Raw genomic sequence first — 24,545 nt, 5'->3', positions numbered from 1 at the left:
ACGTCCAGGCGAGTAACATTCGGAGCGTGACCGGAAACACTGACTTCGACCTGTTCAAGACCTCCGAGGAGCACGAGGAGCTGCGGGCCGCGGTCCGCGCCGTCGCCGAGGACAAGATCGCCCCCCATGCGGCGGAGGTCGATGAGAGGAGCGAGTTCCCCCAGGCGGCCCTGGACGCGCTGGTGGCCTCGGACTTCCACGCGCCGCACATCCCGGAGGAGTACGACGGGGTCGGTGCCGACGCCCTCGCCACGTGCATCGTCATCGAAGAGGTCGCTCGCGCCTGCGTGTCGTCCTCGCTGATCCCGGCGGTCAACAAACTGGGTTCCATGCCGGTCATCCTGGGTGCTTCCGAAGCGGTCAAGGCCAAGTACCTGCCGCCGGTCGCCCGCGGTGAGGCGATGTTCTCCTACGGCCTGTCCGAGCGCGAGGCTGGCTCCGACACCGCCGGGATGAAGTGCAAGGCCACCGCCGACGGTGACGACTTCATCCTCAACGGTCAGAAGTCATGGATCACCAACGCCGGTGTCTCGCAGTTCTACACGGTCATGGCCGTCACCGACCCCGACGGCCCCCGGGGTCGCAACATCACCGCCTTCGTGGTCGAGAAGGACGACGAGGGCTTCACCTTCGGCGCTCCCGAGCGCAAGATGGGCATCAAGGGGTCCCCGACCCGCGAACTGCACTTCGACAACGTCCGCATCCCCGGTGACCGGATGATCGGCGAGCCCGGTGAGGGTCTGAAGATCGCGCTGCGAACCCTGGACCACACCCGCGTCACGATCGGTGCGCAGGCCATCGGTGTTGCCCAGGGCGCACTGGACTACGCGATCGACTACGTCAAGGAGCGCAAGCAGTTCGGCAAGGCCATCGCGGAGTTCCAGGGCCTGCAGTTCATGCTCGCTGACATGGGCATGAAGCTGGAGACGGCCCGGCAGATGGTCTACGTCGCGGCGGCCAAGTCCGAGCGCGGTGACGCGGACCTGACCTTCTTCGGAGCGGCCGCCAAGTGCTTCGCGGCCGACGTGGCCATGGAGGTCACGACCGACGCCGTGCAGTTGCTGGGTGGCGCCGGGTACGTCAAGGACCACCCGGTCGAGCGGATGATGCGCGACGCCAAGATCACCCAGATCTACGAGGGCACCAACCAGATCCAGCGGGTTGTGATGGCCCGTCAGTTGCTCAAGGGCTGATTCAGCCCAGCGTCTCGGCCAGGGTCTGCAGGCCGGCGACCGGGTCCGGCCAGTAGGTGACGCCCTGGACCAACAGGCTGGTCACCACGGTCGGCTCCCAGCGGCTGAACTGCTCGCGCACCCGCTCCGCCGGCCCGATGAGGGCGACGTCGTCGACCATCTCCAACGGGATGGCCGCGGCCGCCTCGTCCTTCCGGCCGTCCAGGTAGAGGTTCTGCACCTGGTCGCAGACGTCCTCCCAGCCCATCCGGGCGAAGACGTCCAGGTGGAAGTTCTGCCCGCGCGCGCCCATCCCGCCGACGTAGAGGGCCAGGTTGCGCCGGATCAGGTCGGCCGCGCCGTCCACGTCGTCGGCGATGATGACTGGCACCGAGGCGTGCACCTCGAAATCCTGCGGCGTACGCCGTGCCCCGGCTCGGGCGAAACCTTCCGTCAGTGCCGCCCGGTAGAAATCGTCGCTGCGCGGGGAGAAGAACAACGGCAGCCAGCCGTCGGCGATCTCGGCCGCCAGTGCGACGTTCTTGGGTCCTTCGGCACCCAGGAAGATCGGCAGGTCGGTGCGGTAGGGGTGCAGGGTCGAACGCAGCGGCTTGCCCAGACCGGTACCCCCTTCGGTCAACGGCAGCGGGTAGTGCGGGCCGTCCGACGTCACGACCTCTCGGGCAATCGTCCGTCGCACGATGTCGATGTACTCGCGCGTGCGGGCCAACGGCTTCGGGTAGCTCTGCCCGTACCAGCCCTCAACGACCTGCGGGCCGGAGACGCCCAGGCCCAGGATGAACCGGCCGCCGGACAGGTGATCCATCGTCATGGCCGCCATCGCTGTGGCCGTCGGAGTGCGCGCTGACAACTGGATGACGTTGGTGCCCAGGCGGACCCGGCGGGTGGCCGAACCCCACCACGCCAACGGGGTCAATGCATCGGAGCCGTAGGCCTCAGCGGTGTACACCGCGTCGAAGCCCAGGTCATCCGCGGCCCGGACGATCTCCTGGGCGTTGTCGGGCGGGCCCGCGGACCAGTAGCCGAGGTGGACGCCGAGTTTCATGGCGACACCGATGTCGGCAACGCAGTGTCGTTGCGCAGCGCCTCGAAGAGCGCCAGCGCCTTGGGCTTGTCCCACAGCAGCACGTCGCCCACGTTAGTGCTCGCGTTGCCCGCGATCGGGACCTGCACCGACGTGCCATTGGAGGAGATGCCCTTCAGTGCCCACACGGTCTTGAACGCCATCCACGGTGACATCTCGTTGTCGACCGCCAGACCCTGGGCGCCGGACACCCCGATGCTGTGCAGTTTCCACGGCATCAGCACGTTGACCGGGCTGGCGATCTTGCTCATCAGGGCGGCCAGGAACTCGCGCTGGTGCTTGGCCCGGGCGAGGTCGCCCTCGGCGAAGGCGTGCCGGGAGCGCACGTAGCCCAGCGCGTCCTTGCCGTTCAGCGTCTGGCAACCGGCCGGCAGGTCGATGTGGGCGTAGTCGTCCTTCACCGCTTCGGGCAGACACATCCGCACGCCGCCGACGGCGTTGACCACTCCCGCGAATCCGCCGAAGCCGATCTCCATATAGCCATCGATCCGCAGACCCGTGGCGTTCTCGAGCGTCTCGATCAGCAACGGGGCGCCGCCGAAGGCGAAGGATGCGTTGATCTTGTTGCGCCCGTGACCCGGGATGGGCACGTAGCTGTCGCGGGGGAAGCTGACCAGCGTCGGCTGACCGGAGGAGGGCAGGTGCAGCAGCATGATCGAGTCGGTGTGCGCGCTGCCCTCGCTGACGTTGGCGCCACCGGTGCCCAGATCGTGAGCTTCCTCACTGCTCAGACCCGCCCTGGAGTCCGAGCCGACCAGCAGTACGTTGGTGCCCGATCCCGCCGCGGGCCGGTCGCCGGTGGGAAAGGCCGCGATCTTGTCGACGGCACCCCAGGCGCTGAAACCGGCCCAGGCCAGCAACGCCAACCAGAGGGCGAGGACCAGGGCGACCACCACGAGAATGCGCCGCCACAGGTACTTGCGGGGCAACTTCTGGCGCGGCGGTGCCGGGGGTGGACCAGGTGCCGTGGCGGGCTGCGGTGCCGGTCGGTCCTGCCGGTCCGGGTGGACCGGCAGGGCCCGGGTGGCTTGCTGGGTGCCCTGCTGGGGCCCGGGCGACGGCAACCGGCGGCGTACCGGGATCGCTTGCGCTCTCTGGTCGTCGTTTCCGTTCACGCTGGCGAGGGTAACCGGGCAACCTGGCTGGTCCGGGTAGCCTTGCCGAGTGCAGGACGAGAGCAGGCTGGGAATCTCGGTCATCATGCCGATCCTGAACGAAGAGCGGCACCTGGGGGAGTCGGTCGGTGCGATCCTCGCGCAGGACTATGCCGGCCCGATAGAAGTGATCCTTGCCCTCGGTCCCTCCCATGACCGCACCGATGAGGTCGCAGCGGAGCTGGCCGGTCGGGACCCGCGGATCGTGTTGGTCGACAACCCGTCGGGCCGCACGCCGGAAGGGTTGAACGCCGCCATCGCCAAGTCGCAGTATCCGGTCGTAGCCCGGGTCGACGGGCACGGGATCCTGTCCCCGGGGTACCTGACCACCGCGGTACGCACACTGGCGGACCAACGGGCCGCGAACGTCGGCGGGATCATGGACGCCGAGGGTACGACCGATTTCGAGCGTGCGGTGGCGTGCGCGATGAAGAGCAAGATCGGCGTTGGTGGGGTGAAGTTCAAGCAGGGTGGCGACCCCGGCCCGGCCGAAACGGTCTACCTGGGCGTGTTCGACCGCACCTGGCTGGACCGGGTCGGCGGCTATGACCCGCGCTACATCCGCGCCCAGGACTGGGAGATGAACTACCGGATCCGGCAAGCAGGCGGGTTGGTGTGGTTCACCCCGCAGCTCAAAGTCACCTATCGCCCGCGGGGGACGTTCCGGGCCCTGTCCACGCAGTACCGGCAGTACGGCACGTGGCGCCGGGTGGTGGCTCGTGAGCACCGCGGTTCGATCAACCTGCGCTACCTCGCGCCGCCGACAGCGCTCGTGGCGATCGCCGCCGGAGCCGTCGGCGGTCTGGCCTGGCGGCCGCTGTGGGCGATCCCGCTCGGTTACGCCGGCAGTGTCGCCGTGGGGGGTATTGCTATCTCGCGCGGCGAGGCGCCGAAGGTGCGAGCGCTGCTACCCGGCGTACTGGCGACCATGCACATGTCGTGGGGGTGGGGTTTCCTGACCAGCCGGATACGGCTTGCAGAATCCGCCCAGGAGACCCCCAGCAACTGACGGGTAGCCTGACCCGGCACGCCCGACCACGTAAGGATCACACGTCAATGCTCGAACGTCTCCGCAGGATCGTCGAATACCGCAAGGTGCTCGGCACGCTCGTCCGGCGGGATCTGCGCGTCCGTTACGCCCGCAGTGTCCTGGGCTATCTGTGGACGCTGATCGACCCGTTGGCGATGACGCTGGTCTACTGGTTCGTCTTCGGTGTCATCTACAGCATCAAGACGACCGGCGGCACCGATATCGCGCACAGCCGCTCCCAGGGCGCGCCGTACGTCGTGTTCCTACTGGCCGGTCTGCTCGCCTGGAACTGGTTCAACAACTCGATCAACGAGACGGCACGCGCGTTGTACTCCGAGCGGTTGCTGGTCCGCTCCACCAACCTGCCCCGCGAACTGTGGGTGATCCGGGTGGTCATCGCCAAGGGCATCGAGCACCTGATGTCGTTGCCGATCCTGATCGCCTTCGTCCTGCTCTTCGCCATCACGGGCGACCAGATCCACCTCAACTGGCGCTTCGTCCTATGGATCCCCGCGCTGATCCTGGAGTTCTTCCTATGCGTTGGACTCGGCCTGGTGATGGCTCCGGTCACCGCCCTGGTCGATGACTTCATCCGCATCGTGCGCATCATGTTGCGGATGGGTTTCTACCTGACCCCGATCGTCTACTCGGTGGCCATGCTGGACAAGGAGCACGCCTGGGCGAAGGTGATCCTGCAGTTCAACCCGTTGACCGGGATCAACGATATGTACCGGCTGGGATTCCTCAGCACCGAGATCCGTCCGGACTACTTCGCCTGGGGGACCTGCGTGGTGATCACCATCTTCTGGTTGTTCTTCGGCATGTGGGTGTTCCGCAAGCTCGAGTCCCCGGTCCTGAAGGAGATCTGAGATGTCCGACCAGTCGCCTCCGATCGGCCCGATCGGCGAGCCCATCATGGGAGCCAACGGCAAGTTGCGGTGGCGCCCCATCCGAAAGGCCAACGACCCCGAGGGCTACGACCCCGAGCACAAGCACAGCATCGAGGACTACGACCTGCCCCCGGTCGAGTCCACCGTGACCTGGAAGACCAAACCCGGCGAACCGGTCATCGAGGTCGAAGACCTCGGGATCGAATTCCTGCGCGGGCGCAAGCGCAATCTGTCGCTGCGGGAGATCGTCTTCACCGGCAAGAGCGCGCACAAGCGGGACACCTTCTGGGCGCTGCGCAACCTCAACTTCACGGTCGGTCGTGGCGAGGCCGTCGGCCTGGTGGGCGGTAACGGTGGCGGCAAGTCCACGCTGCTGAAACTGATCGCCGGCACGTTGCTGCCGGACGAGGGCCGGGCCAAGGTGCACGAGGGCGTGGCGCCGTTGATCGAACTCACCGGTGGATTCGTCGGTGAGCTCAGCGCCCGGGAGAACATCTACCTGACCGCCGGTCTGCACGGGATGAGCAAGGAGCAGGTCGAGGAACGCTGGGACGACATCGTGGACTTCGCCGGCCCGCAGGTCCGCGCCGGGTTGGACGTCCCGTACCGGCACTTCAGCTCGGGGATGCAGGTGCGGCTCGGTTTCTCCGTCATCACCTGCCTGGACGAGCCGATCATCCTGGTCGATGAGGTGTTGGCCGTCGGCGACGCCGCCTTCCGGGAGAAGTGCTACAACCGGATGGAGAGTCTGCTCGACCAGGGCCGCACGCTGTTCCTGGTCTCCCACTCCGGGCCGGACCTCCTGCGCTTCTGCACCCGGGGGCTCTATCTCAACGGTGGCCACCTGGTCGGCGACGGCCCCATGGACGAGATCATGGATCGCTACCTGTCGGAGTTGATGGGCGACAGTTACGAGTTGCCCACCGACGAAGAGGTAGTCGACCGTCGCCGCAAGCGCACCGACGAGCAGATCAAGCGCCGACTCAAGCGTGAGGAAGAGCGCCGGGCCATCGAGAACGAAGCGGACCGCCGCCGGGCCGTGGGTTAGGCCAGCGGTAACCCTTCGGCCAGCAACCGGTCGGCGCGTTTGGCGTGGTCCTCGTTGCGCAACAGGATGAGGGATCCGTCCCGGGCGTAGACCGACAGCAGTTGGGCGGGCAGGTCTGCATCGGCGACGACCCGTGGCCGGTCCTGCGGTGACTGCACCGCCAGCGCGGCATACGGAACCTGCTCACCGCCCAGGTCGACGGCCAGGTCCGCAGGGCTTGGATCGGCGTACGGCGAGAAGGAGTCGGGCTGTCCCGTCAGCTCCGAGGGGGCCAGGGAGGCCTCCGGCTCGGACAGGTCCGCGGTCGGGTCGTCCAGCGCCACCCGCACGTCCGCGCCCGGGTCGTCGGTGACGACGGCGCCCACCGCCCACACCGCGAGCGTCCAGTAGACGGCGCGCCAGTGATCGCCCGGGATGTCCACGGACACCGCTGTGCCCGGGCCCGCGTCCATCTCGTCCTGCAACCAGTTGCCGGCCTTGGCGACCCAGCGCAGGACGGTCGATCCGGACAGTTCGATCCGCTCACCCGTCGCGTCGTTGTAGTAGGTGACCCGCGGGCGGGCCGAATCGGCGGCCAGATTCGCCAGCTGGGGGATCACAGCTGGCCCCGGATCTCATCGAGCAGGTCCATGATCGCGACGGTCTCGTCCAACGGCAGGAGCGGTGACTCGGGGCGGCCGTCGGCGACCAGTTGCGCGAAGTGGGCTGCTTCGTAGACCAATCCTTCGTGCCGGGTCAGCGGGCCCGGGTCGATCGTCGTGGCCGTACCCTCGCGCGTGATCAGCGAGATAGGAGTCGGTGTGTAGAAGTCGGGCGCGAACTCCAGACGGGCCTCGGTGCCGCTGATCGACGCGGTGGTGGGGGTGCGCGCGAACAAGGTGGTGTCCAGGACGGCGGTCGCATTGCCCTGTGTCGCAACGATGCTCACGTGACCGTCCACGCCGGTCGGGGCGGGTCGGCCGCTGGCCCGGACCTGCAGGTCGGTCCCCAGCGCGAACGCCGCGAACGAGACCGGGTAGATCCCCAGGTCGAGCAACGCGCCGCCGGCGAGCTCCGGGTTGAACAACCGGTGCTGCGGGTCATAGGCGAACCACTGTCCGTGATCGGCGTACACCGCCTCGATCTGGCCCAGTGCGCCGTCAGACAGCAGCTGCCGCACGACGTCGTAACCCGGCAGGAAGCGGGTCCACATCGCCTCCATGCAGGTGACCCCCCTGCTGCGGGCTGCCGCCACCAACTGCCGGGCCTCCGCCGCATCCACCGCGAACGCCTTCTCCACCAGGACGTGCTTGCCCGCCTCGATCGCGACCAGTGCCTGCTCGAGATGGCCGGAGTGCGGCGTCGCGACGTACACCGCATCCACGGTGGGGTCCGCGCACATCGCCGCCAGATCGTCGTACGCCCGATCAACGCCGAACTCGCGCGCGAAGACGTCCGCCCGGTCCTGGGAGCGGGAGGCCACGGCCACCACCTGCTGGCGGGAGTTGGCGTGCATCGTCGCGGCCATCCTGGCGGCGATTCCACCGGGCGCGCTGAACCCCCACCGCAACGGTGGGGCAGTCATGGGAGCAGGAGTACGGGTCTGCGGCAGGGGGAGCACGATCCGATAGTTTCATCCGGTGCCCACCCGCGTCCTGCTGCAGTCCCGACTGTCCTCGTCCCGGCTCCCCGGCAAGGCCCTCCTCACCGTCGCGGGCCAGCCCGTCGTGGCGCTCGCGGCCCGGCGGGCGGGCAATACCGGCCTCGACGTCGTCGTCGCGACCAGCGACCAACCGGAGGACGATGCGATCGCCGACGCGCTGGGCGAGATCGGGGTCGCGGTGTTCCGGGGTTCGTTGCATGACCCGTTACGGCGGTTTTTCGACGCCCCCCGGGCCCTGGCCGACGACGACCTGGTGGTGCGCCTCACCGGGGACAACGTAGTGCCGGACGGCTCCTTCGTGCAGCAGATGATCGACGACATGCACGCTGCGGGTGAGCAGTACATCCGCGTGGCGGTCACCGACATCACCGGCCTCGGCGCGGAGGTCTTCAGCGCCGGCCTCCTGCGCCAGGCCCACCACATCGCCACCGATCCCTACGACCGGGAGCACGTCACGCCCTGGATTCGCCGGCACACTGCGGACCTGTCGGTGAATCCGCCCCTGACCGGCCCGGTCAAGCGGCTGCGCTGCACCATCGACACCCTGCGTGACTTCACGGTCGCCGCACGCGCGCTGCGCGGCCTGCCGGACCCGGTCTCCGTGCCGTGGCGGGTGCTGCTGGACCGGTTCGTCGAAGCCGGCGGTGCGGTGCCCTCCCCGCTGCCCGGCACGGTGCCCAATCCGATCGGGCAGGGCCCCTGGGTGCTCGATGCGGCCGGGCTGGGTGGCGCGATCGATCTGGCCACGGTGGCCCGGGTGCTCGACGCAGCCGCCATGGCGGGAGTCACGCACGTCTACACCGATGTGACGTACGGCGATGCCCAGGCCCGTATCGGCCAGAGCCTGGCGCACGGGCTGAGTGAGCGACTCGCGGTGGTGGCCCAGGTGGCGCCGCTGTCAGCGCTCCCGCCGTCCGCCTCGGACGGCTGGGCGGCAGCGGAGGTGGCGGCCTCGGTCTACAACACGTTGCGCGAATTGCAGAGCAAGTCGGTGGACGCGCTGCTGCTGCCCTGGTCGGCGTGGACATCGTGGTCCGGGGGTGGTGCGGCATCACTGGTGTCGCTGCAATCGCAGGGCCGGTGCCGGTTGGTGGGGGTCGCCCTGGACCAGCCGGAGCAGCTCGAGGCGGCCTTCGCCGACCCACGGATCGGGTACGTGCGGGTCCCGGCGGCGTGGCGTACGTCGTTCGCAGACGCGCCGGACGATGTCATCATCACCTGCGCGGATTCGGCGGCCCGCGGGTTTGCGCGCGTGACCTCGGTGTCGCTGCCGGCCGTCTCGGTGGAGCAGGTGGAACAGCAGGCGGCCTCCTTCATTGCCTGACCACGCGGATTCAGGAGACTTTCAGGTTACGGGAGGGGCCTCCGCTTATTAGCGGCTCCTCTAACCTCGATGTCTCCCATAACCTCGCGGGTTCACAGGGCGAGGAGGGCGTCGGCGACCCGCTGGCGCCCCTTGCCGTCCACCAGCAGCTGACCCTTGGTGGCCAGGGCCGACCGGTCATCCGCTCGCTGCACCAGTGTCCGCAGGGTGGCCGTGGCGGCTGCCGCGTCGAAGCCGTCCAGGTGTCCGAGGCCCGCGACCACACCGCGACGGACCGTCTCGTCGTAGCCGGCCCGCTGATTGTCGACCACACAGACCAGTGCCGTCGGGACGCCCATACAGAGGAACTCCCAGACCGAGGAGCCCGAAGCACTCAGGACCAGGTCGGACTCGGCGGCCAGCGCGGCGAGCCCGGGCGTGGCTGGTATGACGTGCAATTCCTGGCCGTCGGCAACGGGCAGGCCGCGCAATGCGACGGCGATCTCCTCCCGGGCAGCCACCGCGGTGATCGTGACGGGCAGACCCGTGTCCAGCAGCGCGGGCACCACGACCGGCGCCGCCGCGTAGGGGTCGGTACCGCCGAAGACGGCCAGCACGCGCAGTGGCGACGATGCCGGCAGGTGGTCCGGGCCGACCCGCCGTAGCGCCAGCACGTCGTCGCGGAACAGTGCGTAGTCGATCCCCGCCAGCGCCCGCGGCGAGTGGGGTCGGGCACCCAGGTTCTGGTCGACGTACAGGTCGGCGTCCTGTTCGGTGCCGAAGGAATAGTCGACCATCGCCATGACCGGGATGCCGGCTGCCCGCAGCGTTGCGCCGGTAGCGGGGTCGAGGTGGTAGCCGTCGAGCACGACCGCTGAGGCACCGGTCTCGAGCGCGGTGTCACGCAGTGCGCGCGGGTCGTCGTCGATCGCGACCATGCTCAGACCGCGCGCGGCCAGCAGTGCCGCCAGCCACGGGGTGTTCGTCAGGTTGCCCCGGAACTGGACCGACACGCCGCGCGCGACCAGCTCGTCGGCCAGGGCCAGTTGGCGCATGACGTGCCCCACGCCGTACGTGCCTCCGCCGTCACATCGCAGCAGCACGAGCTGGCTGTTCATCGGCGTCCTTCAATGGCGGGGACAGGGGCGGCAAAATGCTAGCCTCTACGATGGTCTGGCTGCCGTGTCGGCCGCCCCTACCGAGCACCGTCAGCGAGTGAGAAGAGTACGTAAGCGTGAGCATCCTGCAGGGTTCGTCCATCCTGATCACCGGCGGTACCGGTTCCTTCGGTAAAGCCTTCATCACCCGCCTCCTGGACGACATCGGGCCGAAGCGGATCGTCATTTACTCCCGCGACGAGCTGAAGCAGTGGGAGGTGCGCCAGCAGTTCGGGGACGACCCGCGCCTGCGCTGGTTCATCGGTGACGTCCGGGACCTGCCGCGCCTGCAGCGCGCGATGCACCAGGTCGACTACGTGGTGCATGCCGCGGCGCTCAAGCAGGTCGACACCGGCGAATACAACCCGTTCGAGTTCGTCAAGACCAACGTGATGGGCAGCCAGAACGTCGTCGAGGCGTCCATCGACGCCGGCGTGAAGAAGGTCGTGGCCCTGTCGACTGACAAGGCGTCCAGCCCGATCAACCTGTACGGCGCCACCAAGCTGACCGCCGACAAGATCTTCATCCTGGGCAACCACTACGCCGCGGCGTATCCCACCCGGTTCGCCGTGGTCCGCTACGGCAACGTCACCGGCTCACGCGGTTCGATCATCCCCAAGTTCCGGGCGTTGCACGCCGCGGGGGAGTCGCTGCCGATCACCGACCTGCGCTGCACCCGCTTCCTGATCACCCTGCCGCAGGCGGTCCAGATGGTGCTGGACACCTTCGAGATGATGCAGGGCGGGGAGTTGGTCGTCCCGCACATTCCCTCGCACAAGGTCACCGATCTGGCCCAGGCCATCGCACCGGGCGCCAAGATGCACGACATCGGCCTGCGCCCCGGCGAGAAGTTGCACGAGGAGATGATCTCTCCCGAGGAGGGCCGCCGCGCGGTCATCGTCAACGACGGCAAGTACTACGTGCTGGAGCCCGAACTGGCGACCTGGGGTTACAAGCCGATCGAGAACGCCGTCCCCGTCCCCGAGGGCTTCCACTGCTCCTCGGACAAGAACGACCTGTGGTACTCCGCTGAGGACATCCGCGGCGTCCTGGAGTCCGGGGTCTGATGCTCCCGTACGGGCGTCAATCGATCGATGAGGACGACATCGCCGCGGTGGCCGAGGTGCTGCGCGGCAACTGGCTGACCACCGGTCCCGCGGTCGCGCAGTTCGAGAAGGACGTCGCGGCGGTGGCGGGCGTGACCGACCCCGCGGTCGCGGTGACCTCCGGGACCGCGGCCCTGCACACGGCGTACGCCGCGTCGGGGGTCGGTGCCGGCGACGAGGTCATCACCACGCCGCTGACGTTCTTCGCCACGGCGACCACCGCCATGTGGCAGGGCGCCCGGGTGGTCTTCGCGGATGTCAGCGAGGACACCGGCAACCTGGACCCGCAGGCCGCTGCAGCCGCGGTGACCGATCGCACGAAGGTGATCGCCGGCGTCGACTACGCCGGGCACCCGATCGACGCGCCCGCTTTGGCCAAGGTCGCGCACGACGCGGGGGCGCTGTTGCTGGAGGACGCCGCGCACAGCGTCGGCGGTTCGTTGGACGGCGTCCCGGTCGGTTCGCTGGCCGACCTGACCACCTTCTCGTTCTTTCCGACGAAGAACCTCACCACCGCCGAAGGTGGCGCGGTGGTCTCTCCGAGCAGCGAACTTCTTGCTGCGGCAAGGGATTTCAAGGGTATCGGCTACACCCGCGACGAGGCCAAGCTGCGGGTGACGGACGAGGGGCCGTGGTACTACGAGGTGCACAGCCTCGGTCTGAACTACCGGCTGCCGGACGTGCTGGCCGCCCTGGGCTCCTCCCAGCTGACCCGCCTCGCGCAGTTCAAAGCGCGCCGGCAGCAGATCACCGATCGGTACAACGCCGGTCTGGGCGGCATTGACGTCCTGCGCACCCCGGCGCACCGCGCTGGAGCCGAGCCGGTCTGGCATCTCTACCCGCTGCGGATCCTCGACGGCCGCCGCCGGGAACTGTTCGAGCACCTGCACGCGGACGGAATCGGGGTGCAGGTCAACTACATCCCGGTCCACACGCAGCCGATCTTCACCGACCTCGGCTGGCGCAAGGGTCAGTTCCCGATCGCCGAGGCCTACTCAGCCCAGGAGATCAGCCTGCCGATGTTCCCTGATCTCACCGACGCCGACGTGGATCGGGTGATCGACTCAGTGCGCACCTTCGTGGGGGCCTGATGCATCACGCAAATCATTTCTACGGGCACGCGCACATCATGGCCCGCTACGTCGGTCTCGAGGAGCCGCCGCGGATGTGGGGTTACCTGCAGCACGGCTGGAACATGCACGACGGGTTCGCCGTGGGCACAGTGTTCGCGCCGCGCTACCCCAAATTCGTCTGGTCGCAGGCCTGCGCCCGGCGCGGTTGGGCCGATGGATTGCGCGACTACGTGACCGTCGGCGCGCCCTGGCTGTACCTGCTGGAGTTGGAGAAGCAGCGCGAGTGGCTGGCCAACGCGCCGGAACGGACCGGGACGATCGTCTACCCCTTCCACGGCTGGGAGGGCCAGCAGGTCGTCGGCAGTCACACGGAGTACGTCGAGGAGATCAAAGCCGCTGAAGGCGATGTGCCGATCACGGTGTGTCTGCACTGGAACGAGTACGACAACCCCGAGGTGCGCCGCGAATACGAAGAGGCTGGGGTGCGGGTCATCACGCACGGCCAGCGCGGGTACCTCTGGCAGGACACCGACGTGGCGTTCCTCTACCGGCAGTTGGCCGAGATGCGCCGTCACAAGCGCGTGGTCTCCAACCGGATGAGCAGCGCGGTGCTCTACGGGGCGACCGCGGGCAACGAGGTCGGGGTCTACGGCGACCCGATGGAACTCGAGTCCGACCACGCGATCCTGGGCGGCGCCAGCAAGCCGCGCCGGATGTGGCCGCAGATGCACCAGTTCTCGGTCCCGCGTGACTACGCGTACACCGTGGCCGCGGACGAACTCGGACTCGACCACGTGCTGCCCGAGACGGAGATCATCGACGTCTTCGGCTGGGGCGATGTGTTGACCCACCCGCTGCCGCCGCCTCCGGCGCCGCCGTTGGAGGAGAAGCACAGCAACCGCGCCGCGTCCCGGCGGGCCCGCAGCAACGCGCACCGCGCTCCCGTCGACGCCGAGCCCACCGCCGGTCTGGTCATCGACGTGGACGAGCAGATCGCCGACGACGGGCTGGCAGAGGCTCCGGCGGCGGAGACGCCCGCGGAGACCGCCGAACAGCCGGAGGTCAGCGCTGCTACCGAGCCGGCGCGCACCGACGCCGAGCCGCTGCCGCCGCCGGTCGCCTGACTGCTTCGCGCTAGTCGCCCAGCCGCTTGGCCAGGTTGCGGGCCTTGCTCATCGCACCGGGCGGCAGCACCTGATCCGCGGTCGACTTGGCCATCGAGACGGCCCGGTTGGTCGCGATCCGGCGCGGCGCACGCATCAGGTCAACGGCCTTGTAGGTCAAGGTCATCTCGTAGGTCTCGATCGTCTTCTCCAGGCGCCGGATGTAACGGTCGCGGTGCCGCAGCGTTCCCTCCAGCCACAGGATCTGACCGTCCTTCTGGCGCATCTCGCTGGCGACAGCGCGCAGCCGGGTCAGAAGTTCGCGGTAACCGGCCTGGTCGGCAGCGGGCAGGTCACGAGCGTGCCGACCGCTTTCCAGATCCAGCTCCAGCAGTTCATCGGCCAGCTCCGGCGTGCCCAACAAGGTGGCCCGGATGTGCGTGGAGGTGGCAGCGACCCGCGCGATGTCGGCCGGGGTGACGGAGAAGCCGGCCATGGCGGCCAGCGTGACCGTGAGCTCATCGGGGGTGACGCCCACCCGCCACGGATGCGCGCCACCGGTGGCGAGCAACCGGGTGGCAAACGTCCGCAGGCCGCGCACGAGGGTGTCTCCAGCGGAGGCAATGCCCGCCCGGGTCCAGGTCTGGTCGAGCATCGCTAAGCCGTCGTCGGCGACCAGCACGTTGTCCGGTGTGGCAAAGACCCGGTGGCTGGCGGTTGCGGGAGTCCAGATGGACTCATCGGCCAGCCACTCGGCGTACGTGCGGACAAGGGGCCGGACCGCCGACTGCTGGCGGGTCGCGGCGGCGGCACGTAGGCGGGTCTCCAAGGTGACTCCGGCGGGGAACTCGGCTCGCAGGGTCCGGGTCAGATCCGTCTCACTGCGGTCGGCGTCCCGGCCTCCGTCGCTCCAGGAGCGGGTCAGCGAGTCGCCGTCCAGCACGAGCCGCTGGGCCCATCGGGTAGGCCCGGACTCGACGTAGACGGCATCCGGCAACGTCGTGTCGACGGGTGCGCCCTTCCCGGCAACGATCAGCCAGGCAGGGGCCAGGTCGTCCAGTTGGCCCGCGGCGGCCACCCGGTCCAGCGTGGCGTGCACATCGCGAAGCATCGGCAGCTCGCTCAGTTCCTGGGTGGTGACCTGCGCGGCGACGGCGCGGACCGCGTCCACGCGATCGGCGTCGGTCGCGATGTCCCGTGCGATCAACAGGTTGTGCGCGTCCAGGTCCGGCAGCGCGGCGTACGTCGAGTGGCAGGTCAGTCCGGCGGCGGCCAGCAACCCGTCGCGCTCTCGGGCGTAGGTCGCACGAGTACTGAAACCGTCGGCCCCGATCCACCACGAGACGTCCTCCTCGGCCTGCGGGTCGGGTACGGCGCGCACCAGGTCGGTCAGCCCCAGCTCGTTGGCGAGGTCGGTCACCAACAGACCGTCCGCGGTCAGCGCATCACCGAGTCGGCTGATTGTCCCGCCGATCGTCAGTCCGGCGCGATCGGGGCTGAGCAGTCGCTGGGGACCACCAAGAGCCACGATCAGGTCGTAGTCCCGCTCCGGTTCGAAATCGAGGAAACCTCCGCAGTAATAGGACACCCGCGAGTGCATCCCGCCGAGGATCTCCAGGGCGCGGATGTCGTCGAGCGAGCGGGTGAGAACGTCGATGCGCGACGTCGTCGGCAGTTGGGGCAGGAGCAGACCGGCGCGGGGACCGGCCAGCAGCACCTTCTGCGGGACGCGCGCACTCACGAGCCGCTCGATCACGGCAGCGGTGGCCGCCGGAGGGGTCAGGTCCTGCAGATCGGACCAGGCGATCATGTCACCGACGATCACGGTTGCCCCGGAGACGGAGTCCTGTCGGATGCCAGTGTCGGTGAGCTCAGCCTGTTCGGTCATGGGGGCCAGCTTAGTTGGGCGCTTTCAGATCAGATCCCAGGACAACGCCGTACCGCGTTTCACATCGGTGGCGAAGGTGCGGCCCTCGACCACCCGGAACAGGTCGGGCGCCAGGCCCAGCGCCGGCCGGATCGAGCGGACGTTGGCCGGAGTGACGACGTCACCGGCCTTGACGTCCTCGACGACGTAGAGCGAGCGGCGGAACCGAAGTCCTTCGCGCTCACCGGCTTTCGCGCCGATCCGGGCCTGGCCGAGGCACTGCCAGGCGACCTCGGACTCGCGGACCAGCGCGGCCAGCTCGTCGGGTTCGAGGGAGAAGGAGGAATCCACCCCGCCACCCTCGCGGGCCAGGGTCACGTGCTTCTCGACGACCACCGCGCCGAGCGCGACGGCGGCCAGTGGGGCGCCGATGCCGGGGGTGTGGTCGGACAGGCCGATGTGCGCATCGAAGGCGTCGCGCATGACCGGGATGCCGCGCAGGTTCGACTCCGCCGGGTTGGCGGGGTAGTCGGCAGTGCAGGAGAGCACGATGATCTGCTCGTTGCCACTTTCGCGGGCGGCCGTCACGGCGGCGTCGATCTCGCTGATGGAGGCCATGCCGGTGGAGATGATGATGGGCTTGCCCTTGCTCGCTGCGAGCCGGATGAGCGGCAGGTCGACGATCTCAGAGCTGGCGATCTTGTAGGCCGGGGTGTCCAGCGACTCCAGCAGGTCGATCGCGGTGGCGTCGAACGGGCTCGAGAAGCACACCAGGCCGAGGTCGTTGGCCAACCGGAAGATCGGCTCGTGCCATTCCCACGGGGTGTGTGCCTCGGTGTAGAGGTCCCACAGGGTGCGCCCGCCCCAGAGTTCGTGCCCGTCGGACAGGCGGAAGTCGGGGGCGTCGGAGTCGATCGTGATCGTGTCCGGCTTGTAGGTCTGCAACTTGATCGCCTGGGCGCCGGAGTCGGCGACCATGCGCACGATGTCGAGGGCCTTGTCCAGCGATCCGTCGTGGTTGCCGGAGACCTCGGCAATGATGAACGGCGCGTGGTCGGGGCCGATGGAGTGTTTGCCGATCGTGATGTCGGGGAGTTGCGTGCTCATGTACCTAGCCTTCGTCACGGGTGCGGCAGTGTCCAACTGCGATTGCCGATCAGCCTATCCGCCGGGCCGATAGGGCCAGGTCACCGCAGTGGCTTGTTGCCCAGGTCGGCCAGCTGCTGTGCGTAGGAGGCGGGGAAGCGGGTACGGCGCTCGGTCTCGTCGGTCAGGACGGCAACACATGCGTCTTCGCGGATGGTGATCGCTGCCACCTCGGGCCACGGGATGTCCTTGTGCGCGAAGCCGCGGATGCCGTTGTCGTCGGCGACGCCCGCCGAGTCGCGGTACTTGACCACCAGCAGCAGGAACAGGCCGATCAGGATCAGCCACAAGATCGATTCTGGTGCGACGTCCTCGAACGGTTGGCCGCGGACCAGTTGGTAGACAACGATGCCCACCACGAGCACGGCGTATGAACCGGCCACCGTGAAGTAGCCCCGCCGCTCGCGGGGTGTCTGCCGGGTGTACCGCAGTTCCCTGGCGTCGTCGCTCATTTCAGCGGCTTGTTGCCGATGGCCGCAAGGCGCTCGGCGTACTCGGGCGGAAACCCAGTGCGTTTGGTGCTGCCGTTGCGCATCATGACGAAGGCGCCGTCCGACCATTGGCTGGGTGCCAGCACATGATCCACATCGGCCCACTGAAGATCGCGCAGAACGCTGGGTCGGCGGATGGCGGTGGCGTCGGCACGGAAACGGACGCGTCGTCGCGACAGAAAGCGCTGATAGATGAGCCCCGCCAGGCCGAGCACGATCCACACGATCGCGGTAATCGAAATACGGTGCTGGGTGAACCACCGACCGACCAGGGAGGCCAAGCTCAGCACAATCGCGGCCAGGGCTAACCACGCTAGCCATCGCGGAAGTTGCGCCCGTTCCATCTCGTATTCGAGCGATTCTGTCTCCCCCACGACGCAGAGCATGGCGCGACTGGAGGCCGGGTAGGTCACCCTCGGGGGTGGATGATGGCCGGGATGGACGTTGATTTCGAACTGCTCGAGGACTTCCTGGCGGTGGCGCAGGAGGGTACGACGGTTGCGGCGGCCCGTGCGCGACACGTCTCCCAGCCAGCGTTGTCCGCGCGCATCGCGCGTCTCGAAAAGGTCGTCGGCACAACGCTTTTCGACCGTGTTCCCCAGGGGATGAGGTTGACCGCCGACGGGCAGACGTTCCTCCCGTACGCCGAGCGCGCCCTGGCCGCGGTGCGCGACGGTGTCGCCGCACTCGCTGGGTCCACGCCGCTGCGGGTCGCAGTCGTCGACGACGAACTGGCTGTGCCCGCAAGGGTTATCGCCGCTCTGGGTGGACCGGTGCAGGTCATCCGGGCCGGTGAGGCCGAGCAGGACCGATTGGTCCGTGACGGCCAGGTCGACGTGCTTGTCACGGGCGATCAGGCCGGCCGCCCCGCCGTCCGGTTGGGGCACGAGAATCTGGCACTCGCCGTACCCGCAGATGACGCATTAGCCGCGCTCGACGAGGTGGACCTGAAAGACACCGGCGACCGGGTGCACTACCTGCCCCGGGAGGCGTTCGCGCCACACTGGGTCGCGCTGTTACGCCGGATCTACGCCGAGGCCGGGATCGAGCCGAGAACGTACGCCGCGCAGGCAGATTCGAGCACAACTCCCCTTCGCTGGGTGGCGGCCGGGGAGTGTGTCGCGATCAGCCTCGCGGGGACGCCGGTCCCCGCCGGCGTTCGGCTTGTGCCGCTCAAGGGAAGTCCGACGTACGACTGGTTTGCTGTTGCGGCCAACGACCACTCAGCCACGCGAGCCGCCCTCGACCGCCTACAGCGAAGCGCCCGGAAATTGGCTGGAATCGGCTGACCCGCTCTGTAAGAGTCGCTGATCGTGATGAGCGACGAAGTGCTACCCACCCCCGCAGACACTCGCGACGACGGCCCGATGCTGGGCTCCGAGCGCGAGGTTCTCGACCACTGGCTCGATCTGTATCGCCAGACGGTCCTGCTGAAGATCGGGGGTTTGACGGCCACGCAACTGTGCGAGCGCTCGGTACCGCCGTCAGCGATGAGCCCGATCGGGATCGTGCGGCATCTCACCGAGGTCGAGGCGTACTGGGTGCGCGTCGTGGTGATGGACGAGCAGGACGTGCCGGACTACTACTGCGTGCCGGAGAGCACGGAGGGTGACTTCGACGATGTTTCGCCGGACACTGCCGTCGCTGACGTCGCGACCTATGAGAGCGAAATCGAGCGATCGAGAGGGCTGTTGGCTGGTTGGACAGACCTCGCGGATCCGGTCCGCGGCCAGCGGCGCGGCCGTCCTGTGAACCTGCGGTGGGTGATGGTCCACCTCATCGAGGAGTACGCGCGGCACCTGGGGCACTTGGATCTGCTGCGGGAGCGGATTGACGGGCAGACCGGTTACTGACGAGCGCTACGGGCTGGGTGTAGTCACGGCGCAGGTCGAAGGCGGAGACTCACTGGGTGGCCATCAAGGTGCGATTCGCCCGCGTCGTCGCGTTGGCGGTTCTGGCGGTACTGGCCGCTGGCTGCTTCGCCCTGGTCGCGGCGTACGTCATCAATTGGCACCTGCCGGTGCTGTGGGGCAGGTACACGGCGTCCAAGACGGTGTGTTCGGGCTCTGGACGGTTCACGCAGTGCATCATGACCGGCGACTGGGTGAGCACCGATGGTTCGAGGGCGGTCACGGATCTCACCCTGGATCGCCGGTTCGCACCCTCGGGGACAGTCGCTGCGGGCTATCGCGACGGTGGCCTGCTCGACGGTCAAGGCTTGATCGTCACGCAGTCCGGGGTGCAGATGACTCCCGGCCCGTGGGTCGTCCTGGCGGCGGGGGCCGTGTGCTCGGTGGCGTTCTACCGGACCCTGCGACGGGAGTGACGCCGACTCAGCGGTCGCCGGGTTGCACTGATCGCCGGATCCGGTGCACCACGGTGACCAAGCCGTCGATCTCGACGTCGTCGACACCGACCTCCTCGAAACCGTTGCGTTTGTTCATCGAACGGACCGCCTCGTTGGCTTCGAGCACTTCACCTTCGAGCACGTCCAGCGCCAGGCCGCCCTTGTCCGTGGGGCCGAAGGCGAGTTTTACCGCTTCGCGCTGGATCTTGATCCACGCCGGGAGCAGTTGTCCTCGGGCTTCGAGGCCCTCGTTGTCCAGGTAGTAGCCCCACATCGCGTAGCCGTCGTCGATGTCGAAGAAGGTGACGACGCCGGCGGGCGTGTTGTCCAACTCGTAGATGTAGACCTTGCGGTGCCGGTTGTCCTTCAGCGAGGCCCAGTACTGCGCGTGCTCGTCCTCGCTGATCGGCTGCTGCTGGAGAGACACCGCCCGCACCACCGGGTGATTGCGCCACTTCAGCGCCAGGTCCTTGTCGTCGTCCGTAGCTGCTCGCAACACATCGCTAAACTACTCGGTGATTCCCGAACACAACCACGGAGGTTGAAAGTGGCCACGCTCTCGCGCGACCAGGTACGCACCCTGATGGGGGAGGTGCTCTCGGCGCAGGGCAAGCAGCTTCCCGCCGACGACTCGACATTGCTGACGGAGATCGGCTTCCGCTCGCTGGACTTCTCCGAGCTGGCGCTGCGCGTCGAGGACGAGCTGGACGAAGAACTCAACTTCGACGCTCCGGGCCTGCGTTCCATCGAGACAGTGTCCGACGTGTTGGATTTCGTCGACCAGTTGCAGACCGCGTGACACAGCCGGCGGGCGCCGGTAACCGGGTTGTTGCCGGTGACACGGCGACGACCTGGGAGGACCTGGGCGGCGCACCGGCCGGCTTTCCCAAGGCCGCCGCCTTCCTGACCGCGAGCAACCTGCAGGCGGCGCACGCGGTCTGGGCGCACGTGCTCGACCCCGGCCGGGAAACTCTCATCGCGGCCCGCACCCGGATCGACGCCCAGCAGGAGACCGAGCTGCGTGAGGCCGGTCTGGCGATCATCGAGGGCCACGACATCACGCCTGCGCTGACCGACCGCCCTGCAGAAGCGGGCCGGATCTGGCTGCTCACCAGCGGTTCCACCGGTCGCCCCAAGCAGGTCGCGCACACCCTCTCGTCGCTGACCACGGTCGGTGGAGAGCAGCCGCCGCGCACCTGGCTGTGCCCCTACGCGACCGGCGCATACGCCTGGTGGCAGGTGGTCACCCTCTCGGTGAGCCTGCCGGGCCAGGACATCGTCTTCGTCGAACCGTCCGAGCTGGACTCCTGGCCGGCGAAGGCGCAAAAGTACGGCGTGACGGCCGCCTCGGGGACCCCCACCTTCTGGCGGCAGGCGATCTTCCGCTCCGGCGAGACCATGGCCACCTTGCCGCTGGAGCAGATCACCCTCGGTGGTGAACCGGTCGACCAGGCGATCCTCGACCAGCTGCACGAGCTCTACCCGCAGGCCCGGATCTCCTGGATCTACGCCTCCTCTGAAGCGGGTGCCGCGATCGCGGTGCACGACGGCCACGCCGGCTTCCCCCGCGCCTGGCTGGACCGGGACACCCCTGGCCGACCGCGGTTGTCCGTCGAGGGCGACGAACTACTCATCGCGTCCTCACACGCCGCCGAAGGAATGGATGCCGTCATCCGCACGGGCGACCGCGTGGAACTGACCGACGACCGTGTGCTGATCACCGGCCGCCTCGCCTCCGACGAGATCAACGTCGGCGGCTCCAAAGCCTCGGCCGGCAAAGTGCGCGACGCATTGCTGAGCCACCCCGGCGTGGCCTGGGCCGCCGTACGCGGACGCAAAGCGCCACTGGTCGGCAACATGGTCGTCGCCGACGTCGTCCTCACCGACGGGGCCGAGGTCAGCGACCAGGACCTGGTTGCCTATGCCAGCGAGCGCCTGCCCGACTACTCCGTGCCGCGGCGGATCCGCGTGCTGCCGCAGATCCCGATCAAGGAAAGCCTGAAGAGCGATGTCTGAATCCACTCCCATCCCGGCCGCGAAAGTCGTTCTCGTCTCAGGCGGTTCGCGCGGACTGGGTCTCGACCTGGTCCGTGGCGCCCTCGACGGTGGCGCCAAGGTCGCCACGTTCGCCCGCACCATCACTCCCGAGTTGGAGCAGCTCGCGAAGGAACGTCCGGACGATGTCCACATCGGCTCGGTCGACGCGACCGACGAGAAGGCGGTGCGTGCGTTCATCAAGGAGGCCGCCGAGCACCTCGGTCCGATCGACTCGCTGATCAACAACGCTGCCATCGGGCAGGATTCGCTGCACGTGCACACCTCCCCGGAGCGGATCGCCGACATCATCGGCACCAACCTGACCGCCCCGCTGTTGCTCACCCGGGCCTTCCTCCGGCACGCGATGGCCAAAGTCGGCCGCGGCCGGATCATCATGGTCACCTCGATCTGCGCGCAGCGCGGCTACTCCGGTCTGGTCGCCTACTCGGCCACCAAGGGTGGCCTCGACTCCGCGATGCGGGCACTGGCCCGGGAGATGCACGGCCGCTTCCTGGTGAACTCCATCGCGCCGGGTTTCTTTGCCTCCGAGATGAGTTCGGTGCTGGGCACCGAGCAACTGTCGACCATCACCCGACGTACGCCGACCGGTCGCCTTGTCGAGCCGGCGAACGTCACGCCGTTGGTCAAGTCCCTGCTCTTCGACGACACCAACCTCAACGGCCAGGTCATCGTGGTCGACGGTGGCGGCAGCATCTGAGCCGGTGTCGGAGCAGCCGCGCGTCGTTCCGGCGGCCCAGGCGCGAGCACGCGAGACGGGCGCAGCGAGCTATCTCGCCGACGGTCGCGCCGTCGTGTGGGACGTTCCTGCCGACAACCACGCGGTCGATGCGGAGATCGCAAGCCAGCCTGTCCCGCCAGCCCTCGCGCGGCGTACGGGGATTGAGGATCCAGCAATCTTCTGGCCGGCCTGGACCCGGGCGGAGGTCGTCGCCAAGCTCACCGGCGAGCCGATCCTGCTCCTGGTCACGCGCGCGGGGCTGCCGATCGACGTACCTGAGGGGATCGAGGTGAGCACGATCGAACGCGAGGATCTGGTGATTAGCCTGGGCACCATGACGGACAAGCCCACGGTCGGTGTCGTCATGCTGCACATGGGCGACCGGCCGGTCGAACTGGCCACGGCCCTGGACACCCTGAAGGCCCAGCAGGGCGTCGAACTTGATGTCGTCCTCGTCGGAAACGGTTGGGCGCCAACGGGATTGCCCGACTGGGTGCGCACTGTCCACCTCACCGAGAACGTCGGTATCCCGGAGGGCCGCAACGTCGGCGCCAAGGAAGCGCGCGGTGAGTTGCTCTACTTCTACGACGACGACGCCAGCTTGCCGACCACGGACGTGCTTGCCCGGCTCGCTGCGGTGGTCCTGGCCGAACCGGATATCGCGGTCGCGCAACCCCGCGGCGAGGATCCGACCGGCAAACCCGCGCCGCGTCGCTGGGTGCCGCGCTTCGACGTGTCCGACGGGGGAGCCGCCGGTGAGGCGACGTGGTTCTGGGAGGCGGTCTTCATGATCCGCCGCAGCGCGTTCGAGCAGGTCGGCGGCTGGCCCGGACAGTTCTTCTTCGCCCACGAAGGCATCGATCTGGCCTGGCGGCTGGTCGACGCGGGCTGGCGGATCATCTACGCGCCCGACATCGTCGTGAACCACCCCTCGACCGACGCCGCCCGGCACGCGGTCTACTACCGCACCAACGCCCGCAACCGGGTGTGGGTCGCGCGGCGCAACCTGCCGTGGCCGCTCGTGCCGATCTACCTGGGCAACTGGACCGCGATCACGCTGCTGCGAGTGCACGACAAGGAGTCGCTGAAGGTGTGGTTCAAGGGATTCGGGGAAGGCGTGCGGGAGCCCGCGGGGGAGCGGCGGCCGATGTCGTGGAAGACGGTGGCCCGGTTGACGCGGGCGGGGAGGCCCCCGGTCGTATGACGGTGCTTGTGACTGGCGTCCGCAGCCGGACCCACCTGGTCTACGTCGCCTCCTACCTGCGCACCCTGCCGCCGGACACGACGGTGCGCTACCTGGAGGGCGGCAGCTTCCTGTCGGCGACCGTGAGCCGCGACGACGTGATCAACGCGTTGCCGTTGTCCGTCGAATTCACTGACAGCACAACGGGTTTGGCGCCCAAAGGACCCGTCACGTACGTCGCGGTCGGAGCTCCCGGATTGCGTCCCCTGGCCGCGTTGCGGCGATCCGACCCGCTGCGCCGGATCACCACCGTGGTGGTGGACGAGGGGCTCGGGACGTACGGCGACTGGCGGACCCGGCGCGCGGCGTACCTTCGTCAGGGTGGTTCGCAGGCCCGCTCCACGGTGCGAGCGGGCGCGATCGCTACGGGGCAGCGGACGCTGACCAACCTGCGGTGGCCGCTGTATCGCAAGGAAGCCGACTGGGCGGTCTTCGAGCCGGTTGCGGCGGAGTTCCACCGGGCGCTGGGGCCGGTCGATGCGACCGCGTTCGAGCCTGATCGGGCCATCCTGCTGACACAGCCGTGGGTCGACCTGGGGTTGGTCGACGCAGCCACCTACGCCCGGCACGTGGCGGCGCTGGCCGCGGAACAACGGGCTGCGGGGCGGCAGTTCCTGGTGCGTTCCCACCCGGCCGAGGCCCCCGGACGGTACGCGGACTACGAAACCCTGCCGATCGACGTACCGGCCGAATTGGACCCAGCGGTCGTGACCGCAGACCTGCTGATCGGCGCCTCCAGCACCGCTTTGCTCAACCTCGCGGCCCTGCATGACCGGCCGGTTCTGCGCGTCCTGCCTCCGGGGACGGAGGCGTTGGAGCGGGCGTTGAGCGCCGACCAGCGCAGTTTGCTGTCGCGTTATCTCCCGCCCCCTGTCAGTCCCGTCGTCTAGGG

26 protein-coding genes are annotated in these 24,545 nt (G+C 68.3%); 16 read left to right on the top strand and 10 right to left on the bottom strand.

What is annotated here, in order from left to right; all coding sequences use genetic code 11:
- The first annotated feature begins 26 nt into the window (after nucleotides 1–26).
- On the top strand, nucleotides 27–1,193 hold the full coding sequence (locus AZH51_RS17640; RefSeq protein WP_291526168.1) for an acyl-CoA dehydrogenase family protein: 1,167 nt from the start codon (nucleotides 27–29) through the stop codon (nucleotides 1,191–1,193).
- Nucleotide 1,194: 1 nt separating this feature from the next.
- Here AZH51_RS17640 and AZH51_RS17635 read toward each other — a convergent pair whose 3' ends face one another.
- A complete protein-coding gene (locus AZH51_RS17635; RefSeq protein ID WP_291526167.1) occupies nucleotides 1,195–2,238 on the bottom strand; it encodes an LLM class F420-dependent oxidoreductase in 1,044 nt (347 codons plus the stop codon).
- The gene (locus AZH51_RS17630) at nucleotides 2,235–3,392 is read right to left on the bottom strand and encodes an LCP family protein (protein ID WP_291526166.1); all 1,158 of its coding nucleotides are present in this window, start codon (nucleotides 3,390–3,392) and stop codon (nucleotides 2,235–2,237) included. Before AZH51_RS17630 ends, AZH51_RS17635 begins: the two co-directional genes overlap by 4 nt.
- A gap of 85 nt (nucleotides 3,393–3,477) precedes the next feature.
- Here AZH51_RS17630 and AZH51_RS17625 point away from each other — a divergent pair, with 85 nt between their 5' ends.
- The 3 genes from AZH51_RS17625 to AZH51_RS17615 are packed head-to-tail and all read left to right on the top strand — an operon-like array spanning nucleotide 3,478 to nucleotide 6,399.
- A complete protein-coding gene (locus tag AZH51_RS17625; protein WP_291526281.1) occupies nucleotides 3,478–4,440 on the top strand; it encodes a glycosyltransferase family 2 protein in 963 nt (320 codons plus the stop codon).
- A gap of 47 nt (nucleotides 4,441–4,487) precedes the next feature.
- On the top strand, nucleotides 4,488–5,330 hold the full coding sequence (locus tag AZH51_RS17620; RefSeq protein WP_291526165.1) for an ABC transporter permease: 843 nt from the start codon (nucleotides 4,488–4,490) through the stop codon (nucleotides 5,328–5,330).
- A gap of 1 nt (nucleotide 5,331) precedes the next feature.
- A complete protein-coding gene (locus AZH51_RS17615; RefSeq protein WP_367188073.1) occupies nucleotides 5,332–6,399 on the top strand; it encodes an ABC transporter ATP-binding protein in 1,068 nt (355 codons plus the stop codon).
- Here the strand turns inward: AZH51_RS17615 and AZH51_RS17610 are convergent.
- Nucleotides 6,396–6,998, bottom strand: a complete 603-nt coding sequence (locus tag AZH51_RS17610; RefSeq protein WP_291526164.1) for a TIGR03089 family protein — start codon at nucleotides 6,996–6,998, stop codon at nucleotides 6,396–6,398. The two genes, AZH51_RS17615 and AZH51_RS17610, sit on opposite strands and share 4 nt — an antisense overlap.
- Nucleotides 6,995–7,963: a Gfo/Idh/MocA family oxidoreductase gene (locus AZH51_RS17605; RefSeq protein WP_291526163.1), complete on the bottom strand. Its 969-nt coding sequence runs from the start codon at nucleotides 7,961–7,963 to the stop codon at nucleotides 6,995–6,997. Before AZH51_RS17605 ends, AZH51_RS17610 begins: the two co-directional genes overlap by 4 nt.
- Nucleotides 7,964–8,018: 55 nt before the next feature.
- On the opposite strand from AZH51_RS17605, the gene AZH51_RS17600 reads away from it, so the two are divergent.
- Nucleotides 8,019–9,365, top strand: a complete 1,347-nt coding sequence (locus AZH51_RS17600; protein WP_291526162.1) for an aldo/keto reductase — start codon at nucleotides 8,019–8,021, stop codon at nucleotides 9,363–9,365.
- 92 nt (nucleotides 9,366–9,457) lie between these two features.
- On the opposite strand, the gene AZH51_RS17595 is transcribed toward AZH51_RS17600, so the two are convergent.
- Nucleotides 9,458–10,462: a hypothetical protein gene (locus AZH51_RS17595; protein ID WP_291526161.1), complete on the bottom strand. Its 1,005-nt coding sequence runs from the start codon at nucleotides 10,460–10,462 to the stop codon at nucleotides 9,458–9,460.
- Nucleotides 10,463–10,578: 116 nt separating this feature from the next.
- Between AZH51_RS17595 and pseB the strand changes: the two genes are divergently transcribed.
- From pseB to AZH51_RS17580, 3 genes are read left to right on the top strand one after another with little or no spacing between them, the layout of a single operon-like run.
- Entirely contained in the window at nucleotides 10,579–11,568 is a 990-nt protein-coding gene (gene pseB, locus AZH51_RS17590) for a UDP-N-acetylglucosamine 4,6-dehydratase (inverting) (RefSeq protein ID WP_291526160.1), read from the top strand.
- Entirely contained in the window at nucleotides 11,568–12,698 is a 1,131-nt protein-coding gene (locus tag AZH51_RS17585) for an aminotransferase class V-fold PLP-dependent enzyme (protein WP_291526159.1), read from the top strand. The genes pseB and AZH51_RS17585 overlap by 1 nt, the downstream gene beginning before the upstream one ends.
- Before the next feature lie 38 nt (nucleotides 12,699–12,736).
- Complete coding sequence (locus AZH51_RS17580; RefSeq protein ID WP_291526158.1) at nucleotides 12,737–13,804, top strand: hypothetical protein; 1,068 nt, start codon at nucleotides 12,737–12,739, stop codon at nucleotides 13,802–13,804.
- A gap of 10 nt (nucleotides 13,805–13,814) precedes the next feature.
- Here the strand turns inward: AZH51_RS17580 and AZH51_RS17575 are convergent, their stop codons facing one another.
- The 4 genes from AZH51_RS17575 to AZH51_RS17560 all read right to left on the bottom strand — a co-directional run bounded on the left by AZH51_RS17575 (nucleotide 13,815) and on the right by AZH51_RS17560 (nucleotide 17,700).
- Complete coding sequence (locus tag AZH51_RS17575) at nucleotides 13,815–15,671, bottom strand: hypothetical protein (protein ID WP_291526157.1); 1,857 nt, start codon at nucleotides 15,669–15,671, stop codon at nucleotides 13,815–13,817.
- A 24-nt stretch (nucleotides 15,672–15,695) separates the two neighbouring features.
- Nucleotides 15,696–16,757 carry a pseudaminic acid synthase gene (gene pseI, locus AZH51_RS17570; RefSeq protein WP_291526156.1) on the bottom strand — a complete coding sequence of 354 codons (1,062 nt, stop codon included), beginning with the start codon at nucleotides 16,755–16,757 and terminating at the stop codon, nucleotides 15,696–15,698.
- Between the two features lie 80 nt (nucleotides 16,758–16,837).
- A complete protein-coding gene (locus tag AZH51_RS17565; RefSeq protein ID WP_291526155.1) occupies nucleotides 16,838–17,248 on the bottom strand; it encodes a hypothetical protein in 411 nt (136 codons plus the stop codon).
- A complete protein-coding gene (locus AZH51_RS17560; protein WP_291526154.1) occupies nucleotides 17,245–17,700 on the bottom strand; it encodes a hypothetical protein in 456 nt (151 codons plus the stop codon). The genes AZH51_RS17565 and AZH51_RS17560 overlap by 4 nt, the downstream gene beginning before the upstream one ends.
- 24 nt (nucleotides 17,701–17,724) lie before the next feature.
- Here AZH51_RS17560 and AZH51_RS17555 point away from each other — a divergent pair, with 24 nt between their 5' ends.
- Genes AZH51_RS17555 through AZH51_RS17545 form a run of 3 tightly spaced genes read left to right on the top strand, consistent with a single transcriptional unit; the run spans nucleotide 17,725 to nucleotide 19,613 of the window.
- Nucleotides 17,725–18,576: a LysR family transcriptional regulator gene (locus AZH51_RS17555; protein WP_291526153.1), complete on the top strand. Its 852-nt coding sequence runs from the start codon at nucleotides 17,725–17,727 to the stop codon at nucleotides 18,574–18,576.
- A 27-nt stretch (nucleotides 18,577–18,603) separates the two neighbouring features.
- Nucleotides 18,604–19,140: a DinB family protein gene (locus AZH51_RS17550; protein ID WP_291526152.1), complete on the top strand. Its 537-nt coding sequence runs from the start codon at nucleotides 18,604–18,606 to the stop codon at nucleotides 19,138–19,140.
- A gap of 56 nt (nucleotides 19,141–19,196) precedes the next feature.
- Entirely contained in the window at nucleotides 19,197–19,613 is a 417-nt protein-coding gene (locus tag AZH51_RS17545) for a hypothetical protein (RefSeq protein ID WP_291526151.1), read from the top strand.
- A 7-nt stretch (nucleotides 19,614–19,620) separates the two neighbouring features.
- Here the strand turns inward: AZH51_RS17545 and AZH51_RS17540 are convergent, their stop codons facing one another.
- Nucleotides 19,621–20,133 (bottom strand): GNAT family N-acetyltransferase, encoded by a 513-nt coding sequence (locus tag AZH51_RS17540; protein ID WP_291526150.1) that lies wholly within the window; start codon nucleotides 20,131–20,133, stop codon nucleotides 19,621–19,623.
- Between the two features lie 48 nt (nucleotides 20,134–20,181).
- Here AZH51_RS17540 and AZH51_RS17535 point away from each other — a divergent pair, with 48 nt between their 5' ends.
- From AZH51_RS17535 to AZH51_RS17515, 5 genes are read left to right on the top strand one after another with little or no spacing between them, the layout of a single operon-like run.
- Nucleotides 20,182–20,433 (top strand): acyl carrier protein, encoded by a 252-nt coding sequence (locus AZH51_RS17535; protein ID WP_291526149.1) that lies wholly within the window; start codon nucleotides 20,182–20,184, stop codon nucleotides 20,431–20,433.
- Nucleotides 20,430–21,650, top strand: a complete 1,221-nt coding sequence (locus AZH51_RS17530; protein WP_291526148.1) for an AMP-binding protein — start codon at nucleotides 20,430–20,432, stop codon at nucleotides 21,648–21,650. Before AZH51_RS17535 ends, AZH51_RS17530 begins: the two co-directional genes overlap by 4 nt.
- Nucleotides 21,643–22,389, top strand: coding sequence for an SDR family NAD(P)-dependent oxidoreductase (locus AZH51_RS17525; RefSeq protein WP_291526147.1), 747 nt, complete (start codon nucleotides 21,643–21,645; stop codon nucleotides 22,387–22,389). The genes AZH51_RS17530 and AZH51_RS17525 overlap by 8 nt, the downstream gene beginning before the upstream one ends.
- Entirely contained in the window at nucleotides 22,373–23,614 is a 1,242-nt protein-coding gene (locus tag AZH51_RS17520; RefSeq protein ID WP_367188072.1) for a glycosyltransferase family 2 protein, read from the top strand. The genes AZH51_RS17525 and AZH51_RS17520 overlap by 17 nt, the downstream gene beginning before the upstream one ends.
- On the top strand, nucleotides 23,611–24,543 hold the full coding sequence (locus AZH51_RS17515) for a hypothetical protein (protein WP_291526146.1): 933 nt from the start codon (nucleotides 23,611–23,613) through the stop codon (nucleotides 24,541–24,543). The genes AZH51_RS17520 and AZH51_RS17515 overlap by 4 nt, the downstream gene beginning before the upstream one ends.
- Nucleotides 24,544–24,545: the final 2 nt, after the last annotated feature.

Origin of the sequence: Branchiibius sp. NY16-3462-2, assembly GCF_001594145.1 — a bacterium.
GTDB lineage: Bacteria > Actinomycetota > Actinomycetes > Actinomycetales > Dermatophilaceae > Branchiibius.
This window is presented reverse-complemented; position numbering and strand designations above follow the sequence as displayed.

Coding starts and splice junctions, on each gene's coding strand:
- AZH51_RS17555 (WP_291526153.1), top strand. CDS start 17,725: ATGGACGTTGATTTCGAACTGCTCGAGGACTTCCTGGCGGTGGCGCAG.
- AZH51_RS17620 (WP_291526165.1), top strand. CDS start 4,488: ATGCTCGAACGTCTCCGCAGGATCGTCGAATACCGCAAGGTGCTCGGC.
- AZH51_RS17635 (WP_291526167.1), bottom strand. CDS start 2,238: ATGAAACTCGGCGTCCACCTCGGCTACTGGTCCGCGGGCCCGCCCGAC.
- AZH51_RS17595 (WP_291526161.1), bottom strand. CDS start 10,462: ATGAACAGCCAGCTCGTGCTGCTGCGATGTGACGGCGGAGGCACGTAC.
- AZH51_RS17585 (WP_291526159.1), top strand. CDS start 11,568: ATGCTCCCGTACGGGCGTCAATCGATCGATGAGGACGACATCGCCGCG.
- AZH51_RS17565 (WP_291526155.1), bottom strand. CDS start 17,248: ATGAGCGACGACGCCAGGGAACTGCGGTACACCCGGCAGACACCCCGC.
- AZH51_RS17515 (WP_291526146.1), top strand. CDS start 23,611: ATGACGGTGCTTGTGACTGGCGTCCGCAGCCGGACCCACCTGGTCTAC.
- AZH51_RS17625 (WP_291526281.1), top strand. CDS start 3,478: ATGCCGATCCTGAACGAAGAGCGGCACCTGGGGGAGTCGGTCGGTGCG.
- AZH51_RS17580 (WP_291526158.1), top strand. CDS start 12,737: ATGGCCCGCTACGTCGGTCTCGAGGAGCCGCCGCGGATGTGGGGTTAC.
- AZH51_RS17615 (WP_367188073.1), top strand. CDS start 5,332: ATGTCCGACCAGTCGCCTCCGATCGGCCCGATCGGCGAGCCCATCATG.
- AZH51_RS17605 (WP_291526163.1), bottom strand. CDS start 7,963: ATGACTGCCCCACCGTTGCGGTGGGGGTTCAGCGCGCCCGGTGGAATC.
- pseI (WP_291526156.1), bottom strand. CDS start 16,757: ATGAGCACGCAACTCCCCGACATCACGATCGGCAAACACTCCATCGGC.
- AZH51_RS17525 (WP_291526147.1), top strand. CDS start 21,643: ATGTCTGAATCCACTCCCATCCCGGCCGCGAAAGTCGTTCTCGTCTCA.
- AZH51_RS17550 (WP_291526152.1), top strand. CDS start 18,604: ATGAGCGACGAAGTGCTACCCACCCCCGCAGACACTCGCGACGACGGC.
- AZH51_RS17575 (WP_291526157.1), bottom strand. CDS start 15,671: ATGACCGAACAGGCTGAGCTCACCGACACTGGCATCCGACAGGACTCC.